The 16,590-nt window shown below is 71.2% G+C and carries 13 protein-coding genes; 12 read left to right on the forward strand and 1 reads right to left on the reverse strand.

Annotation, left to right across the window (positions count from 1 at the left end; translation table 11 throughout):
- The first annotated feature begins 99 nt into the window (after nucleotides 1-99).
- The 8 genes from ACTJKO_RS00805 (at nucleotide 100) to dgoD (ending at nucleotide 10,700) form a co-directional block, all read left to right on the forward strand.
- A complete protein-coding gene (locus tag ACTJKO_RS00805; RefSeq protein ID WP_440684682.1) occupies nucleotides 100-1,098 on the forward strand; it encodes a LacI family DNA-binding transcriptional regulator in 999 nt (332 codons plus the stop codon).
- Between the two features lie 123 nt (nucleotides 1,099-1,221).
- Nucleotides 1,222-2,259, forward strand: a complete 1,038-nt coding sequence (locus ACTJKO_RS00810) for a hypothetical protein (protein ID WP_440684684.1) — start codon at nucleotides 1,222-1,224, stop codon at nucleotides 2,257-2,259.
- A gap of 68 nt (nucleotides 2,260-2,327) precedes the next feature.
- Entirely contained in the window at nucleotides 2,328-5,105 is a 2,778-nt protein-coding gene (locus ACTJKO_RS00815; RefSeq protein ID WP_440684686.1) for a sugar-binding protein, read from the forward strand.
- A 104-nt stretch (nucleotides 5,106-5,209) separates the two neighbouring features.
- The gene (locus tag ACTJKO_RS00820; protein WP_440684688.1) at nucleotides 5,210-6,580 is read left to right on the forward strand and encodes an extracellular solute-binding protein; all 1,371 of its coding nucleotides are present in this window, start codon (nucleotides 5,210-5,212) and stop codon (nucleotides 6,578-6,580) included.
- A gap of 97 nt (nucleotides 6,581-6,677) precedes the next feature.
- On the forward strand, nucleotides 6,678-7,628 hold the full coding sequence (locus ACTJKO_RS00825; RefSeq protein WP_440684690.1) for a carbohydrate ABC transporter permease: 951 nt from the start codon (nucleotides 6,678-6,680) through the stop codon (nucleotides 7,626-7,628).
- Nucleotides 7,628-8,665 carry a carbohydrate ABC transporter permease gene (locus ACTJKO_RS00830; protein WP_440684692.1) on the forward strand — a complete coding sequence of 346 codons (1,038 nt, stop codon included), beginning with the start codon at nucleotides 7,628-7,630 and terminating at the stop codon, nucleotides 8,663-8,665. The genes ACTJKO_RS00825 and ACTJKO_RS00830 overlap by 1 nt, the downstream gene beginning before the upstream one ends.
- Nucleotides 8,662-9,558, forward strand: coding sequence for an NAD-dependent epimerase/dehydratase family protein (locus ACTJKO_RS00835; protein WP_440684694.1), 897 nt, complete (start codon nucleotides 8,662-8,664; stop codon nucleotides 9,556-9,558). Before ACTJKO_RS00830 ends, ACTJKO_RS00835 begins: the two co-directional genes overlap by 4 nt.
- Entirely contained in the window at nucleotides 9,555-10,700 is a 1,146-nt protein-coding gene (gene dgoD / locus ACTJKO_RS00840) for a galactonate dehydratase (RefSeq protein WP_440684696.1), read from the forward strand. Before ACTJKO_RS00835 ends, dgoD begins: the two co-directional genes overlap by 4 nt.
- 91 nt (nucleotides 10,701-10,791) lie before the next feature.
- Here the strand turns inward: dgoD and ACTJKO_RS00845 are convergent, their stop codons facing one another.
- Nucleotides 10,792-11,805, reverse strand: a complete 1,014-nt coding sequence (locus tag ACTJKO_RS00845) for a LacI family DNA-binding transcriptional regulator (RefSeq protein ID WP_440684698.1) — start codon at nucleotides 11,803-11,805, stop codon at nucleotides 10,792-10,794.
- Nucleotides 11,806-11,892: 87 nt separating this feature from the next.
- Between ACTJKO_RS00845 and ACTJKO_RS00850 the strand changes: the two genes are divergently transcribed.
- The 4 genes from ACTJKO_RS00850 to ACTJKO_RS00865 all read left to right on the forward strand — a co-directional run bounded on the left by ACTJKO_RS00850 (nucleotide 11,893) and on the right by ACTJKO_RS00865 (nucleotide 16,582).
- Nucleotides 11,893-13,221, forward strand: coding sequence for an enolase C-terminal domain-like protein (locus ACTJKO_RS00850; RefSeq protein ID WP_440684700.1), 1,329 nt, complete (start codon nucleotides 11,893-11,895; stop codon nucleotides 13,219-13,221).
- A gap of 190 nt (nucleotides 13,222-13,411) precedes the next feature.
- Nucleotides 13,412-14,689: an ABC transporter substrate-binding protein gene (locus ACTJKO_RS00855; RefSeq protein WP_440684702.1), complete on the forward strand. Its 1,278-nt coding sequence runs from the start codon at nucleotides 13,412-13,414 to the stop codon at nucleotides 14,687-14,689.
- A gap of 28 nt (nucleotides 14,690-14,717) precedes the next feature.
- Nucleotides 14,718-15,674, forward strand: a complete 957-nt coding sequence (locus ACTJKO_RS00860; RefSeq protein WP_440684703.1) for a carbohydrate ABC transporter permease — start codon at nucleotides 14,718-14,720, stop codon at nucleotides 15,672-15,674.
- Entirely contained in the window at nucleotides 15,671-16,582 is a 912-nt protein-coding gene (locus ACTJKO_RS00865; RefSeq protein WP_440684705.1) for a carbohydrate ABC transporter permease, read from the forward strand. The genes ACTJKO_RS00860 and ACTJKO_RS00865 overlap by 4 nt, the downstream gene beginning before the upstream one ends.
- Nucleotides 16,583-16,590 lie beyond the last annotated feature (8 nt).

The raw sequence follows: 16,590 nt of genomic DNA on the forward strand, positions 1-16,590 counted from the left end.
GGTGCGGGCCCGCACCGCGCCTCCCGTCCGGTCCGGGGCGGCCCCGGAGCCGCGAACCGTCCGGTTGGCGTCCCGCTCGCCCGCACTAGGCTCACCACCGTGAGCCGCACGAGTGCCCGCCTGAGCGACGTCGCTCGCGAAGCCGGTGTGTCGCTGTCGACGGCGTCGAAGGCGCTCCGCGGTGGCGGCCGGATCTCCGACGCGACGCGCGACCGCGTGCGTGCCGCCGCCGCCCGGCTCGACTTCCGACCGGACGCGCTCGCCCGGTCGTTCGCGGAGGGGCGGAGCGGGATCGTCGGCGTCCTCACGCGTCGAGCCACGAACACCTTCGCCCGGCCCGTCACGATCGGCGCCGTCCTGCAGCTCGGCGACCAGCACCGGGCGGCGCTCGTGTACGACGGTGACGTGGCGACGAGCGGGGCGATGCGTGAGAGCATCCGCGAGCTGCAGGCGCGCCGCATCGACGGACTGCTCGTGATCGGCGACGGCCACGAGCAGGAGACGCCGTCGGTCACCGCGCACTTCGACGTCCCGGTGACGTACGTCTTCGCGGCCTCCGACGATCCGGACGACGTGATGTGGCTCCCCGACAACCACGGCGCGGGCGCGCTCGCGACGGGCCACCTCGTCGAGCGGGGCGCTCGGCGGATCGTGCACGTCACCGGCCCGGCGGACAGCATCGCGGTGCAACGACGGGAGGTGGGCATGCTCGATGCGCTCGGTCCCGCGGCGCTCGTCGCCCCGGTCCGGCGCGGCGACTGGAGCCGTGCGTGGGGCGCGGCGGCCGCACGCGACCTGCTCGACGCCGGCGTCGCCTTCGACGGAGTGGTCTGCGGCAACGACCACATCGCGTTCGGTGTGCTCGGGGTGCTCGCGGCCGCCGGGGTGCGCGTGCCGGAGGACGTCCAGCTCGTCGGTGCGGACAACTGGGAGGAGGTCGCGATGGAGGGCCTCGAGCGTCGGCGGGAGCTCACCTCGGTCGACTTCGGTCTCATGCAGCTGGGGCGTCTCGGCGCGGCAGACCTCGTGGACCCGGCGCGGGAGCCGGGGGAGCGCCTGGCGCCCGTGCGGCTCGTCGCGGGCGGCTCGACGCGCTGACGTTCTGCAGGGCGGCACCGGCTCCTTGACACGCGTTCGCTCCTCGTGGTTTCCTCGCTGCCAATCAGCGAAACCGGTTTCGCACTCGGGTGCGACCGGCAGGTTCGATCAAGGGAGATCGACGTGACAGACGAAGCAGGGGACCGCGTCACCGCACGCGGCATCGGGCGCCGGGGCTTCCTCGTCGGCGCTGGCGGCATCGCCCTCGCGGCAGCCGTGCCGTGGACGCTCGGACCCGCGGGCAGGGCTGCGGCGGCGGCGAACATCAGCAGGTGGGGCGTGTGCGGCCACGCCCCCTTCATCGACTCGACGTCGTACCCGTCGTCGTCCGCGGCCGCCCAACTCCGGCTCGCCGCGACCCTCGGGGCGACCGACTACCGCGTCGACTGGAGGATCCCCACCCAGAGCGACACCACGAGCATCGACTGGAGCTGGTACGACACCGTCGTCTCGACCGCGATCGGCCTCGGCATCGAGCTGATGGCGGTGCTCACCCGCGACTCGTCCGTCCAGCAGTCCGAGTCGTGGTGGCAGGACCGGACCTCGCTGCTCGTTTCCCGGTACGCGGGGCGGATCCCCTACTACCAGATCCTCAACGAGTGCGACGGTTCGGCGATCAGCGGCTCCGACGTGGACGGGTCGCTGGCGAGCCAGTACCCGGACGCCAAGTACCAGCCGGTGCTCACCCGGATGCGGACCGTGCAGGCCGGCGTCCGGGCCGCGGACTCCCACGCCCGCACGGTCGTGAACATCACGTGGAAGCACACCGGGTTCCTCGAACGACTCCGGAGCGACGGGTTCGGCCACGACGTGATGGGACTGGACTGGTACTGGTCGACCGCGGACATGCTGTCGGTGCTCGGCACGATGAACGGGTTCGAGCAGGACGAGATCCTCGTCACCGAGCTCGACGTCGACGGGGGCACGCAGTCGGCGAGCGAGGCGGCCCAGGCGGACTACATCTCGTCCGCGGTCTCCGCCCTGCGGTCCTCGGCCCCGTCGAAGGTGCACGGCGTGTACGTCTACGAGCTGCTCGACCAGCCGGACCGCACCACCGACTCGCAGCGCCACTACGGGCTCGTCGACGTGGCCGCGGACGGCACCTGGGGCGCGCACAAGCAGGCCTTCGCGACCTACAGCGGCATCATCCACGCCGGCTGACCGCGCTCGGAGCACTCCCCATCCCCACCGGACCGCGGGCGACGGCGCCCGCGAGCACAGGAGCAACCATGAAACGCAGGACCTTCCTGTCCGCATCGGCCGCGACCGCCGGCCTCGTCATCGCGCCGGGCCTCGTGGAGGGGGCGCCCGCGCTGGGGGCGGTCGCCGCCGCCTCGGCATCCGCTCCGCACGGCGCGGGCTCGGCGACCTCGCCGGACACGCCGGTCTCCGCCTCGAACGTGTTCGTCGAGCCCGAACCGCCACGGCTGCCCGTCCCCGGAGCCCAGGCGGGAGACGTCGTCACCGTGACGATCACCGTGCCCGGAGGGGACGTCGCGTGGAAGGGGACGACCCGCATCGCGAGCGCGAAGCACGCCGAGGTTCGCGTCCCGGTCGGACGCGGGTACTACGACGTCGCGTACTCGATCGCCCGTGGCTCCGGGACCGTCACCGCGTCCGACTCCTTCTGCGTGCTCGGCCGGATCGAACGAACGGTCCCCGGGCTCGGCGTGAACACGCACTTCGGGTTCACCGGCAGCGCCTGGCAGCCCGGCGTCCTGGCACCGCTCGTCGCCGCCGCCGGGATCGCGACCGTGCGGGACACCCAGGAGTGGGGCGGGGCCGAACCGACGAAGGGGGTCTACGACTTCACCGACTACCGCACGTACCGGCAGGTGCTCGTCCGCAACGGCCTCACCGACCTGCCGGTGCTGAGCTTCAACAACGCGGCCTACGACGGGGGCGCGACGCCGTACACCGACGCCGGTCGCGCCGGGTTCGCCCAGTACGCGGTGCACCTCGTCGAGCAGAACCCGCACGTCGAGTACGTCGAGGTGTTCAACGAGTGGAACAGCCCGACGTTCGGGGATCGGGGGAACGGTCCCGCCGACTGCCGGTCCGACTACTACTTCCTGCTGCTCCAGGCGACCGTGACCGAGTTGCGGAAGCACTACCCGAGACTCAAGTACGTCGCACCGGCGACCTCGGGCGTCCCGATCGACTGGCTCAAGGACGTGTTCGACCGCGGCGGTCTCGACTACCTCGACGCGGTGTCCATCCACCCGTACTGCTACCCGGCCGCCCCGGACCAACTCGCGCAGCAGGTGTCGCAGGTGCAGCAGCTCATCGCCGGGTACGGCAAGCAGCGCGACGTCTGGATCACCGAGCTGGGGTGGACGAGCGCCGACACGCAACTGTCCGTCGACGCACGGGCCCAGGCGTCGTACGCGGTGCAGGGCGCGACGACCGCGTACGCCGCGGGCGCCCGGGACTTCTTCTGGTACGACTTCATGAACGACGGCACCGCCCCGGGTGAGACCGAGGACAACTTCGGCATGGTCGCGACGGTCGCCGACGGGAGCACCCGGCCGAAGCCCGCCTACGTCGCCTACGCGACCCTGGCCCGGCAGCTCGCCGCCGGACGTCCTCCGGGTACGCTCACCGGTCTGCTCCAGGACTCGCCCGTCCCCGGGGTGTCCCGCGTCGCACTCCCGGGCGCGGGGCGTTCCGCGTGGGTGCTCTGGGCGGGGACTCCCACCGCGGTCGGTGTCGGGGCGTCCGGTCGCGTCGACCACACGGACACGTACGGTGCCACGACGACGCTCCTGCCCGCAGACGGGGTGGTCTCGCTCACGGTGGGGCCCGAGCCCGTCTACGTGTCGTCGACCCGACCGTTGACCGTCCGGAGCGCGGTGCGGCACACGCTCGCCGCTCACGACGCCAAGCGTGGCGACCCGCTCGGCGCGACGTGGACGATCCGCAACGACGGGCGAGGTCCCGCCCGGGCTCGGCTCGTGGTGGCCGGGAAGCAGGTGGCCGCCGTCACCGTGCCCGGCGGAGCGACGGTGCACGAGGAGGTCGCGTTCGGACCAGCCGCGACCGTCGGCCGACGGACCGTGCACGCGAGCGTGGTCGAACCGCGCGGGACCGTGGCGGAACTGCTCGCCGAGTACGAGGTGACCGAGCCCGTGACGCTGTCGGCCCTGCACGTGCTGACCGACGACGGGGACCGGCTGCGCGTCCGCCTGACGAACGCCAGCACCACCGCGCAGACGATCACCGCGCTCACGTGGACGATCGGCGACACCACGGGGAGTGTGCCGGAGGTCGTCGTGGCACCCGGCGCGAGCAGCGACCAGCTCGTGGACGTCTCGGCCCTCACGACGAAGACCGCCTACACGGTGTCGGCGAAGTCCGCGGACGGCTCGGCGCTGACCGCCACCGGCTCGATCGTCGTCGTGCCCGCCGCCGACCTGCTGCACGTCCCCCGACGCACCATCACGGTCGACGGCGTGCCCGAGCTGGCGGGGACGACCCCCACCGGGACCCTGACCGACGCGAACACCAGGGTCGTGATCACCGGGTACGGCGGGGCGGCCGACCTGTCCGGCGACTTCTGGCTGACGCACGACGACGACCGGCTCTACCTCACCGTCGCCGTCACGGACGACGTCCACCACGCGACGGCGACGGCGGACCAGATCTGGCAGAACGACTCGGTCCAGTACGCCGTCAGCGCCGGCACGCCCGGCGAGGCGTCCAGCTGGGACGAGATCGGCGCCTCCCTGGTCGGGACGGACGTGGCGACGTGGCGGTGGTCGGGTCCGGCGGTCGGACCGCTCCCGGACGGCGCGGTGGCGATCAGCCGGGCCGGGACCGTCACCACCTACGAGGCGGAGATGTCGTGGGCCGACCTCGGCATCGACCCCTCCGGCGGCTTGGTCAGCTTCTCGATGGTCGTGAACGACAACGACGGTGCCGGACGCAAGGGCTACATCGAGTGGGCGTCGGGCATCGGGAACGGCAAGGACTCGGCGCTGTTCCGCGGCTTCGTGCTCGACGCCTGACCACGGACGGTCATTGACAAGACGGCCTCCGCGCCGCATCCTTTGAACAAGCGCTTGTCCAACTCGGACGCCGAGCGCACCGACTCATGACGAAGGAGTTCTCGATGAAGAGAACCGCTCTCCGGACCGCGGCCGCCCTCGGCACCGTCGCGGTACTGGCCGCCGGCCTCGCGGCGTGCTCGTCCGGCGGCCAGGCCGCGACGGACCAGAAGGTCACCATCACCGTCGGCGACCGCCCCACCAAGGACCAGAAGGCCGCGCTCGCGCAGTACAACGCCGACATCGCGGCGTTCGAGAAGGCCAACCCGAAGATCACACTGCAGCCGAAGACCGTCACCTGGGACCCGACGACGTTCGACGCGCAACTCGCCGGCGGGAGCCTGCCCGACGTGTTGTCCGTCGCGTTCACCGAGGCGAAGTCCCTCATCGCGAACAAGCAGGTCGCGGACCTCACCGACACGCTCCGGTCGACCGGCGTGGACAAGATCATGGGCGAGTCGACGAAGAAGCTCGTCACCGACGACAGCGGCCACGTGTACGCGGTCCCGACGACGGCGTACTCGATCGGGCTCGTCTACAACCGTGACCTGTTCACGAAGGCGGGCCTCGACCCGGACGCGCCGCCGACGACGTGGGACGAGGTCCGCGCCGACGCGAAGAAGATCAAGGACGCCACGGGTGTGCCGGGCTACGCGCAGTTCGCCTCGCAGAACCAGGGCGGCTGGATGTTCACGGCGATGACCTACAGCTACGGCGGACGCGTGGAGAGCGAGAACGGCAAGAAGGCGTCGTTCGACAACGCGCACTCCGAGGAGGCGCTCAAGACCGTCAACGAGATGAAGTTCCAGGACGGCTCGGTCGCCCCGAACTCGCTGTACACGCAGGACACCCTGTACAAGGACTTCGCCGCGGGGAAGGTCGCCATGATGCCGGCGGCGCCGGACGCGTACAACACGGCGGTCCAGAACGACGGCATGGACCCGAAGTCGTTCGGCGTCGGCGGCATGCCGATGGGCCCGGGATCGTCCGACGACCAGGGGACCCTGACCGGTGGTTCGATCCAGATCGTCAGCCCGAAGGTGAGCGACGCGCAGAAGTCCGCGGCGGTGAAGTGGATCGCGTTCCACTACCTGCGCCAGTACCAGAGCGAGTCGGCGGCGGTCGCGGTCGCCAAGGCCACCGCCGCGTCCGGCAACCCCGTCGGCGTCCCCGCGCTCAGCGTGGTGAACTCCTCGACGTACGACCAGTACAACACCTGGATCAAGGACCAGGTCAACGTGCCGCAGGCGAACTTCGCGTCGTACGTGAAGACGCAGTCGACGATCCCGATCATCCCCGAACCGTCGAACGACGCGCAGGAGGTGTACGCCGCACTGGACACCGTGATGCAGGCGGCACTCACCGAGAAGTCCTTCGACCCCGCCGCGGAGCTCTCGAAGGCCAAGACGGCCGTCGACGCCAAGCTGACGCGCTGATCGAGTGACCCACGTGGGCGGAGCGGCCGTCGGTCGCCCCGCCCACACCGGGGCGGCCGTCGGTCACCCCGCCCACACCGGTCCGATGGAGGTCCTCATGACGACGACGTCATCCCCGGCACCCGCCACCGCGCGCCGTGCCACGCCGCCGGTCCGCCGACGCGCCTCGTTCGCCCGCTGGCGGTCCCGCGGTGGTCCCGCGGCGGTCGTCCTCGCGCTGCCCGCGTTCCTCGTCTTCCTGTACTTCGCGTGGGGCCCCATCGTCCGGGCGGTCCTCATGAGCTTCGAGAAGACGAACCTGGTCGGGCCCTCGCTGTGGGTCGGCCTCAGCAACTTCACCTACGTCCTCGCCGACCCACTGCTCCCGCAGGCGATCGTGAACACGCTCTGGTACGCGTTCCTGGCGTTCCTGTTCGGCTTCCCGCTGCCGATCCTGCTGGCGGTGTTCATCGCCGAGGTCCGGAAGCGCAGCTGGGTGTTCAGCGCGCTGGCGTACCTGCCGGTCGTCGTGCCCCCGGTCGTGTCGATCCTGCTCTGGAAGACGTTCTACGACCCGGGCAGCTCCGGCACGTTCAACACGGTGCTCGGCTGGTTCGGCGTCGGACCCTGGCCCTGGCTCAACTCGGTGCACAGTGCGATCCCGTCGATCGTCCTCGAGTCGACGTGGGCCTCCGCGGGGACGGCGGTGATCATCTACCTCGCCGCGCTCGCCGGGGTCCGGACCGAGCTGTACGAGGCCGCCGAGCTCGACGGCTCGGGGATCTGGTCGCGGATCTGGCACATCACCCTGCCGCAGATGCGCGGCGTGATCCTCATCATGCTGCTGCTGCAGATCATCGGCACGATGCAGATCTTCACCGAGCCGTACATCTTCACCGGCGGCGGACCGCAGAACTCGACGTTGACCGTCCTGCTGATGATCTACGACTACGCCTTCGTGAACAGCGACTACGGTGCGGCGACCGCGCTCAGCGTGCTGCTGGCGGTCGTCCTCGCACTGTTCTCCTTCGCGTACCAATGGCTGACCCGGAAGTGGGGGACCGACTGATGGCCACGACGACCCCGGTGGTGCCCTCCGGCGCCGCCACCGAACCGCCGCTCGCGACGGCGCCCCCGGACGGGCTGCCCGGCCCAGCGGGTGCCGAGACCGGCGGCGTCCGAGGGCCTCGGCGTCTGCCGTGGAGCCGTGGCCTCCGCGAGGTCGAGCAACCGGAGCGCAGCGTCATCTCGGACGCGGACCGCAAGCGTCCGGGCGTCCGGCGGACCCTGTTCGGCGTGCAGGCGCTCATCCTCGTGGGGCTGGTCGTGTCGGGGCTCGGTCCGCTGCTGTGGCTCCTCAAGTCGGCGTTCTCGACGTCGCAGGACATCCTCCGGCAGCCGTTCGCGCTCTTCCCGTCCGGCGTGCAGTGGGGCAACCTCTGGCAGGCCTGGACGAACGCCCGCATCGGCCACTACCTCGCCACGACCGCGGTCGTCGCCGGCGGCCAGCTCGTGATCTCGCTCGTCGTGACGGTCAGCATCGCGTACGTGCTCAGCGTGCTGCGTCCGAAGTGGGGGCCGATCGTCTCCGGTGGTATCCTCGCGACCCTGTTCGTGCCCGGCATCGTCGTGCTCGTCCCGCTGTACCTGACGATCGTGCACCTGCCGGTCACGGGCGGCAGCCTCATGGACAACTACCTCGCGGTGTGGCTGCCCGGGGCGGCGAACGCGTTCAACATCCTCGTGGTGAAGCGGTTCTTCGACGGGGTCCCGCGCGACCTGTTCGAGGCGGCGCGCATCGACGGCGCCGGGCCGTACCGGGTGCTGTGGTCCGTGGTGCTGCCGTTGTCCCGGCCGATCATCGGCGTCGTCGCCCTGCTCACGGTGATGTCCTCGTGGAAGGACTTCCTGTGGCCGCTGCTCGTGCTGCAGGACCCCGAGCTCCAGCCGATCTCGGTGGCGTTGCCGGCCGTGACGAAGCAGTCGCAGCTGAGCATCCAGATGGCGGCGCTGTTCCTCGCGCTCATCGTGCCGGTGGTCCTGTTCCTGGCGTTCCAACGCCAGTTCCTGCGCGGGGTCGGGATGTCCGGCGGGGTGAAGGGATGAGGGCCACGACCGTTCCCCGACGTGTCCTGGTGACCGGTGCCTCCGGCGGCATCGGCGCGGTCACCACCGCCCACCTGGTGTCCCACGGCATCGCGGTGACGGCGCTCGACCGCGACGGGGACCTGCCCGAGGCGGCCGACCGCCATGTGCACGGGGACGCGACGGACCCGGCCGTGGTGGGCGCCGCGCTCGAGGACGCCGACGGGGTCGTGCACCTCGCGGCGATCCCGCACCCGACGCTCGGGACGCCCTGGGAGGTGTTCAGCACCAACGTCTCGGCGACCTTCGCGGTGCTCTCGGAAGCCGGCGCGCGGGGCATCCGGCGGGCCGTCGTCGCGTCCAGCGTGAACGCCTCGGGCGTGCCCTTCAACCCGCACCGCGTCATGCCCGCGTACTACCCGATCGACGAGGACCTCCCCGTCGACCTCGGTGACGCGTACTCGTTGTCGAAGACCGTCGACGAGACGTCCGCGCGGGCAGCGCACCGGATGTGGGGGATCGACGTCGTCGCGTTCCGCTTCCCACTCGTCAAGGACCACGACACCCTGATGGCCGCCGCCGGGCAGGCCGCCCTCGACCCGGGCGCGACCGTGCGCGAGGGGTGGGCGTACCTCGACGTGCGGGACGCCGCCCGAGCCGTGCACGCGGCACTCGTCGCCCGTGTCGAGGGTGCGCACGTGGTGGGGCTCGCGGCGCCGGACACGCTCCTGCCCGGGCCGACCGAGGAGCTGCTGGCCCGCTGGGCGCCGGGCGTGCCGATCCGGTCGCCGCTGCCGGGACGCTCGGCGGCGGTCGACACGGCGCGCGCCGAACGGCTCCTCGGCTTCCGACCGGAGCACACGCTCGGCCAGGACGTGCCGCCCTCCGCGGAGGTCCGGGCCGAGGTCGCATGAGGATCACGACCGTCGAGACCTTCGTGCTGTCGAACCGTCGGGCACTGGTCCGCATCGGCACGGACGAGGGCGTGGCCGGCTGGGGGGAGCCCGTGCTGGAGAACTGGGCGCGCACCACGGCTGCGGCGGTCGACCGGCTCGCCGAGCACCTGGTCGGGACGGACCCGCTGCGGATCACGCACCTGTGGCAGGTCATGGCGCGGGGCGGCTTCTACCGGGGCGGCGCGGTCCTCGCGTCAGCGGTCGCCGGCGTCGACCAGGCGCTCTGGGACCTCAAGGGCCGGTGGCTCGGCGTCCCGGTGCACGAACTGCTCGGGGGCGCCACCCGGGACCGCGTCCGCGTGTACGCGCACGCGAGCGCCGAGGACCGGTTCGGTTCGCCGGACCGGGCACGGCGGCTCGTGGCGGACGGGTTCACGATGGTGAAGTGCGCCCCGCCGGGGCGGCTCGACCCGATCGACCGCCCGGCAGGGCTGGAGCAGGCCGTGCGGGAGCTCGAGGAGCTGCGGGACGCGGTGGGGCCCGAGGTCGACGTCGCGATCGACCTGCACGGCCGGTCGTCGATGGCGAACTCGCGGCGGTTGCTCGCTCGGCTCGACGACGTCGCACCGGTGTTCGTCGAGGAGCCGCTGCGCCCGGAACACTCCGCGCGCATCGGCGACGTCGTGCGGTCGACGACCATCCCGATCGCGGTGGGCGAGCGGTTGTACTCGCGCGAGGAGTTCCGACCCGTGCTCGAGCAGGGCATCGCGGTCGCCCAGCCGGACCTGTCCCACGCCGGGGGGATCACGGAGTGCTTCCGGATCGGGACGATGGCCGAGTCCTACGACGTGCTCGTCGCGCCGCACTGCCCACTCGGCCCGGTCGCCCTGGCCGCGTGCCTGCAGCTCGACCTCGCCCTGCCGAACGTCCTCGCGCAGGAGATGGTGGTGACACCCGAGTACGGCACCGGCACCGGCATCGAGCTGGTGCGCAACCCGGAGGTGCTCGCCGTGCGGGACGGGTTCGTCGAGCGGCTGACCGGGCCCGGCCTCGGGATCGAGGTCGACGAGGACGCGGTGCGCGACGCGGTGGACACCGGTGTGCTCGCGCCCGGCTCGCCGGTCTGGTCCGCGCCGGACGGGTCCTTCGCGGAGTGGTGACGCGGCTCGGTGGCCGGGCCGTGTCGGACGGGAGGCGCGTGGCGGCGCCGTCACGCGCCTCCCGTCCGACCGGACGCGCGCTCCGTCGTGATCAGCGGTAGGTCGTGGCGTCCCGCGGGCCCGCAGCGCCGACACCGAGCGTCGACTCGCCCGTCACGAGGCCGCACGGCACGTGGTGGGCGCCGGGCGCGGGGGCGCCGTCGATCGCGCGGACGAGCGCACGGGCCGCGGTCGCGCCGACCTCGCTCAGTCGCGGGTCGACCGTCGTGAGCAGGTTGTCGCCCTGCCCGACCATGCCCTCCCAGTTGTCGTACCCGATCAGGGCGACGTCCTCGGGCACCCGGATCCCGCGGGCGCGGAGCACACCGAGCATCCCCAGCGCGATCTGGTCGTTGCCGCAGAACACGGCGTCGACCTCGTCGATCCGCTCCGCGATCCGTTCGGCCGCCTCGGCACCCCAGCGCCGGGTCCAGTCCCGTTCGAGCGGTCCGTCGAGCGCGAGTGTGCCGCCGGCGGAGCGGATCGTCTCGACGAGCCCGCGGGTCCGGTCGGCGGCGGCGATGTCGTCGGCAGCGGTCACCGTTGCGATGCGCCGACGGCCGAGTCCGAGCAGGTGCGCGGCGGCGATGCGCCCGGCCATCTCGCCGTCCGGCATGAAGCACGAGTCGTCCGGGGAGTCCGAGGTGGCGAACGCGTACACGACCGGCACCTGCAGGTTCGCGGTGACCGAGTGCAGTGGTGCCTGCAGGCCGTCGCCGAGGACGAGCAGCCCGTCGATCTGGCGGGCGCGGAACTTCTTGACGCTCTCGTGCAGGATCTCCGGGTCCTCGCGGACGTCGTAGAGGAGGGTCGCCACGTCCTGTTGCCCGAGCGTGCTCGTGAGACCGGCGAGCACGGGCAGGGTGAAGGTGCCGTACCCGTTGATCGTCAGGACCCCGACGGTCTTGCTGATGCCTGTGGCGAGGAACTGCGCCTGCGCGTTCGGCCGGAAGTCGAGGCGCTCCGCGGCGTCGCGGATGCGCTGGCGCGTCGTCTCGGAGACACGACCGGTGCCGCGCAGCACGCGTGACGCCGTGGACAGGTCGACACCTGCTTCCCTCGCCACGTCACTGAGGGTCACTGCCTTGGGCACCCCACGTCCTTCCGCCGGTTCGGTTGATCGTACTGGTTGACCCCGCCCGTCGGATCGTGCATGCTCGAAGCAGTGAGCAAGCGCTTGTTCAGCGACGAACACCGGGAGTCCTCCATGACCATCGCCACCGCCCGTCCCGAGACCTTCGAGCAACCGTGGTCCACGCGGGACGACGTCCGGATCACCGGCGTCCGGGCGATCACCACCGCGCCCGAGGGCATCGCGCTCGTCGTCGTGCGGGTCGACACGAACGTCGACGGACTGTACGGGCTCGGGTGCGCCACGTACACGCAGCGGTGGCACGCCGTCGTCTCGTTCGTCGAGGAACACCTCGCCCGGCTGGTCGTCGGCCGGTACCCGGGCGACATCGAGGACCTCGTCCGGCTCGCCCGGTTCTCCGGGTACTGGCGCGAGGGGCCCGTCACGAACAACGCGGTCTCGGGCCTCGACATGGCGCTCTGGGACATCGCCGGCAAGCGGGCCGGGCTCCCCGTGCACGAGCTGCTCGGCGGCAAGGTGCGGGCCGCGGCGGACACGTACATCCACGCCGGCGGCCGGACCGTGGACGAGACGCTCGACGAGGCGGCCGCGTACCTCGACGCCGGGTGGCGGCACGTGCGACTGCAGGTGGGGCAGAACGCGATCGGCACGTACGGCGCGGCCCCCGGGTCGCTCGACCCGCACCCCGGAGCCCCGTACCCCCTGGGCTGGCGGCACGGGGAGTACCACCGGAACACCGTCGAGCTCTTCCGGGCTGCCCGGGAGCGCTTCGGCGACGGACCCGAGCTCCTGCACGACGTGCACTCCCGACTGAGCCCGAAGCAGGCGGTGGTGCTCGCCCGGGCGCTCGAGCCGTACCGGCCGTTCTTCCTCGAGGACGTCGTCGCCCCCGAGGACTGGGACCACCTGCCGGAGGTCCGCGGCGCCTCCCCGGTCCCGATCGCGGTCGGGGAGCTCACGACGTCGCTGCAGGACGCCGCCCGCCTGGTCACCGGCCGCGGGGTCGACCTCATCCGGTCGCACATCTCCGCGATCGGCGGCCTGACGGCGGCCAGGAAGATCGCGGTCCTCGCCGAGTTCTCCGGCGTCCGCACCGCGTGGCACGCCCCGGGGGACACCTCGCCGATCGCGGCCGCGGCCAACGTCGCCCTGGACGTGACGTCTCCCGCGTTCGGGATCCAGGAGGGACACGTGTACGCCGACGCCGTGCACGAGGTGTTCCCCGGGACGCTCACCATCGAGCAGGGCTGGTTGACGCCGAACGAGGCCCCCGGCTTCGGGATCGACATCGACGAGCGGGCTGCTCGGGCGTACCCGGCGGCGTTGTCCGGCCACGACGCGTGGGCGGCCGGCGTCCGCGGTCTGGACGGCGGGCTCATCGCACCCTAGGGGGGTGGGACGGGTCCGTTCGGGACGGGAGGCGCGGTGCCGGATGGTGCCGCGCCTCCCGTCCGTCGGTGGGAGCCGGTTGGATTACAACGTTGACTTCCTGTTTACAGCGCTGTAAACAGGAACAGCGCGACGACGCGCACGAGGGAGAGACCCGATGGTGGGAAGCAGGACCGGAAGAACCGCGGCCGTGAGCCGACGGGGGTTCCTCGCCGGCGCGGCGGGTGGCGTCGCACTCGGCACCATGGCACTCGCGGGGTGCGCGGCACCCCGGTCCACGGCCGGCGCCGGCGGCACGACGACGATCCGCTTCTACGAGCAGAAGCAGGAGGTGATCGCCTACTTCGACGACCTGCTCCGGAAGTTCGAGCGGAAGCACGCCGGCATCTCGGTGGTCCACGACAGCTCCGGCGCGATCGCACCGCAGTTCGTCCGCGGCGAGCCGGCCGACGTCGGGTGCTTCAACGACAACCTGGAACTCGCGCGGTACATCTCGCGCGGCGTGCTCCGGGACCTCGGAGACCTGCCGTCGGCGAAGCGGATCCGCCCGAGCATCGACGGACTGACCAACCAGTACGCCACGTACCCGGGCCGGACGAGCGTCCTGCCCTACTCGCTCGCCGCGGCAGGCGTGATCTACAACAAGCGGATCTTCGCCGACCACGGTCTGCCGGTGCCCACCACCTGGGACGACTTCGTCGAGGTCTGCCGGACGCTGCAGAAGGCCGGCACCACGCCGATCTACGCCACGGACCGCGACACCTGGACGCTCTGGCAGGGCCTGTTCGACTACTCGGTCGGCAGCCTGGTCGACACGGGCACCTTCTTCCGGAAGATGAAGGCGCTCGGCACGGACGTCGGCCCGGACGCCGAGGTCTCGTTCGAGAAGGACTTCGCGGTCCCGATGGAGCGCGCGAAGACCATCTCGTCGTTCTTCAACCCCGACCACGCCACCCGTGCGTACGCGGACGGCAACCTGGCCTTCGGGCAGGGCAAGGCAGCGATGTACCTGCAGGGGCCGTGGGCACTCGGGCAGATCGCCCTCATCGACGACAAGCTCGAGGTCGGCACCTTCGCGCTGCCGGTCACGAACGACCCCGGCGACCGCAAGGCCCGGGTCAACATCGACCTCGGCCTGTGGATCCCGACCACGACCGAACACCTCGACGAGGCCCGTGAACTGGTCGAGTTCCTCATGCAGCCCGAGGTCATCGACGCGTACAACCGCGACAACCTCGCCTACTCGACCACGAAGGACGCCCCGCCGCAGCGCGACGAACGGCTCGCCGGCCTGCAGCAGTACGTGGACGACGCTGCGTTCTACCAGGGCGCCGGGACGTTCATCCCCACCTCCATCCCGCTCGGCAACTACCTGCAGTCCGCCATCCGGAGCGGGGACTTCACCTCGATGCTGCAGCGGCTCGACGCGGACTGGCGGCGTCTCGCCGGTCGGTCCGCGACGGTCTGAGCCGGACCAGGACGATCCAGGAGCGATCATGACCATGCAGACCCCGCTGTCCCGCGACACCGACCCGGCGACGTCCGGACCGGCGACCGCGGCGACCCGAGTCCACCGGCGGGTGGGCTCCCTCCACCGGACGGAGGGCATGTACTACCTGTTCCTCGTCCCGGCGCTCGTGCTGTTCACCGCCTTCGTGGTGGCTCCCGCCTGCGTCGGCATCTTCTACAGCTTCACGGACTACCTCGGGTTCGGTGCGTGGCACTTCCTCGGCATCGAGAACTACCGCGCGCTCGTGTCCGACCCGTCGATCCTGTCGTCGTACGGGTTCACACTCGGCTTCGCGGTCGTCACCGTCATCGTCACGCAGGTCATCGCCTTGGCGCTCGCGATCGCGCTGTCCAAGCGGATCCGGTTCGCCGCCGGGCTGCGGTCGGTGTTCGTGATCCCGATGGTCATCTCCGGCATCATCGTCGCCTACGTGTTCAACTTCCTGTTCTCGAACACGGTCCCCGCGCTGGCCACCAGCGTCGGGTTCGGGCCGCTCGAGCAGAGCATCCTCGGCGACCCGAACCTCGCCTGGCTCGCGATCGTGATCGTGTCCGCGTGGCAGACCGTTCCGGGCGCGCTGCTCATCTACACGGCCGGGCTCACGTCCATCCCGGAGGAGCTGTACGAGGCGAGTTCCCTCGACGGTGCGACCGGCTGGAAGCAGCTCCGCGCGATCACGCTCCCGCTGCTCGGCGGCTTCGTCGTCATCAACACCGTGCTCGGCGTGAAGGGCTACCTCGGTGCGTACGACGTCATCGTGGGCCTCACCAACGGTGGCCCGGGCACCGCGACGAGCAGCGTCGCGATGACCATCTTCGGCGGCTTCACCGGTGGCGACTACGCCTACCAGATGGCGAACGCGACCGTGTTCTTCGTCATCACCGTCCTCATCTCCGTGCTGCAGCTCGCGGCGACCCGCGGAAGGAACCTGCGACTCGCATGACCGCCATCGACACCCGACCCCCGACCGACACCCGAGCGGTGACGACCGGCGGCCCGCGCCGCTCCGGCTCGGGCCACCGCCGTCGGCTCGGCGGCACGAACCGGACGCTCACCGTCCTCCTCGGGCTCGCGTCGCTCACCGTGCTCGTCCCCCTCTACGTCACGGTCGCGATGGCGTTCAAGACGAGCAAGCAGTCGGTGGACGGCAACGCGCTCTCCCTGCCCTTCCCGTTCAACCCCGGCTCGTTCGCCGAGGCGTGGCAGCTGACCCGGTTCCCCGTCTCCTTCTCGGTGTCGCTCGGGGTGGCCGCCCTGACCGTGGCCGCGACGCTCCTGCTCAGCTCGTTCGCGTCGTACGCCATCGTCCGGAACTGGCACAAGCGGTTCTTCCGCTGGTCGTTCGTCTACCTGCTCGCCGCGATGTTCCTGCCGTTCCCCGTCGTCGCGCTGCCGCAGATCAAGCTCACGGCCGAGGTCGGGTTGGACAACCCCGTCGGTGTCGGGCTCCTGCACGCCATGTTCCAACTGTCCTTCAGCGTGCTGCTCTACTCGGCGTACCTCCGCTCGATCCCCGTCGAGCTCGAGGAGAGCGCCCGGATCGACGGCGCGTCGACGTGGCAGATCTTCTGGCGCATCATCCTGCCGCTGCTCGGTCCGATGAACGCCACGGTCGGCATCTTCGCGTTCCTGGCGTCCTGGAACGACTTCATGATGCCCTCGCTCATCACCGCAGACCCGGCGCTGCAGACCCTGCCGGTCGTCCAGAACATCTTCCAGAGCAAGTTCGGCACGAACTACAACGTCGCCTTCGCGTCCTACCTGATGGCGATGGCGCCGACGATCATCGTCTACCTGTTCGCACAGCGCTGGGTCATCAGCGGTGTGACGCAGGGCGCGGTCAAGAGCTAGGAGCCCCC

The organism is Curtobacterium sp. 22159 (assembly GCF_052045775.1).
Classification (GTDB): Bacteria; Actinomycetota; Actinomycetes; order Actinomycetales; family Microbacteriaceae; genus Curtobacterium.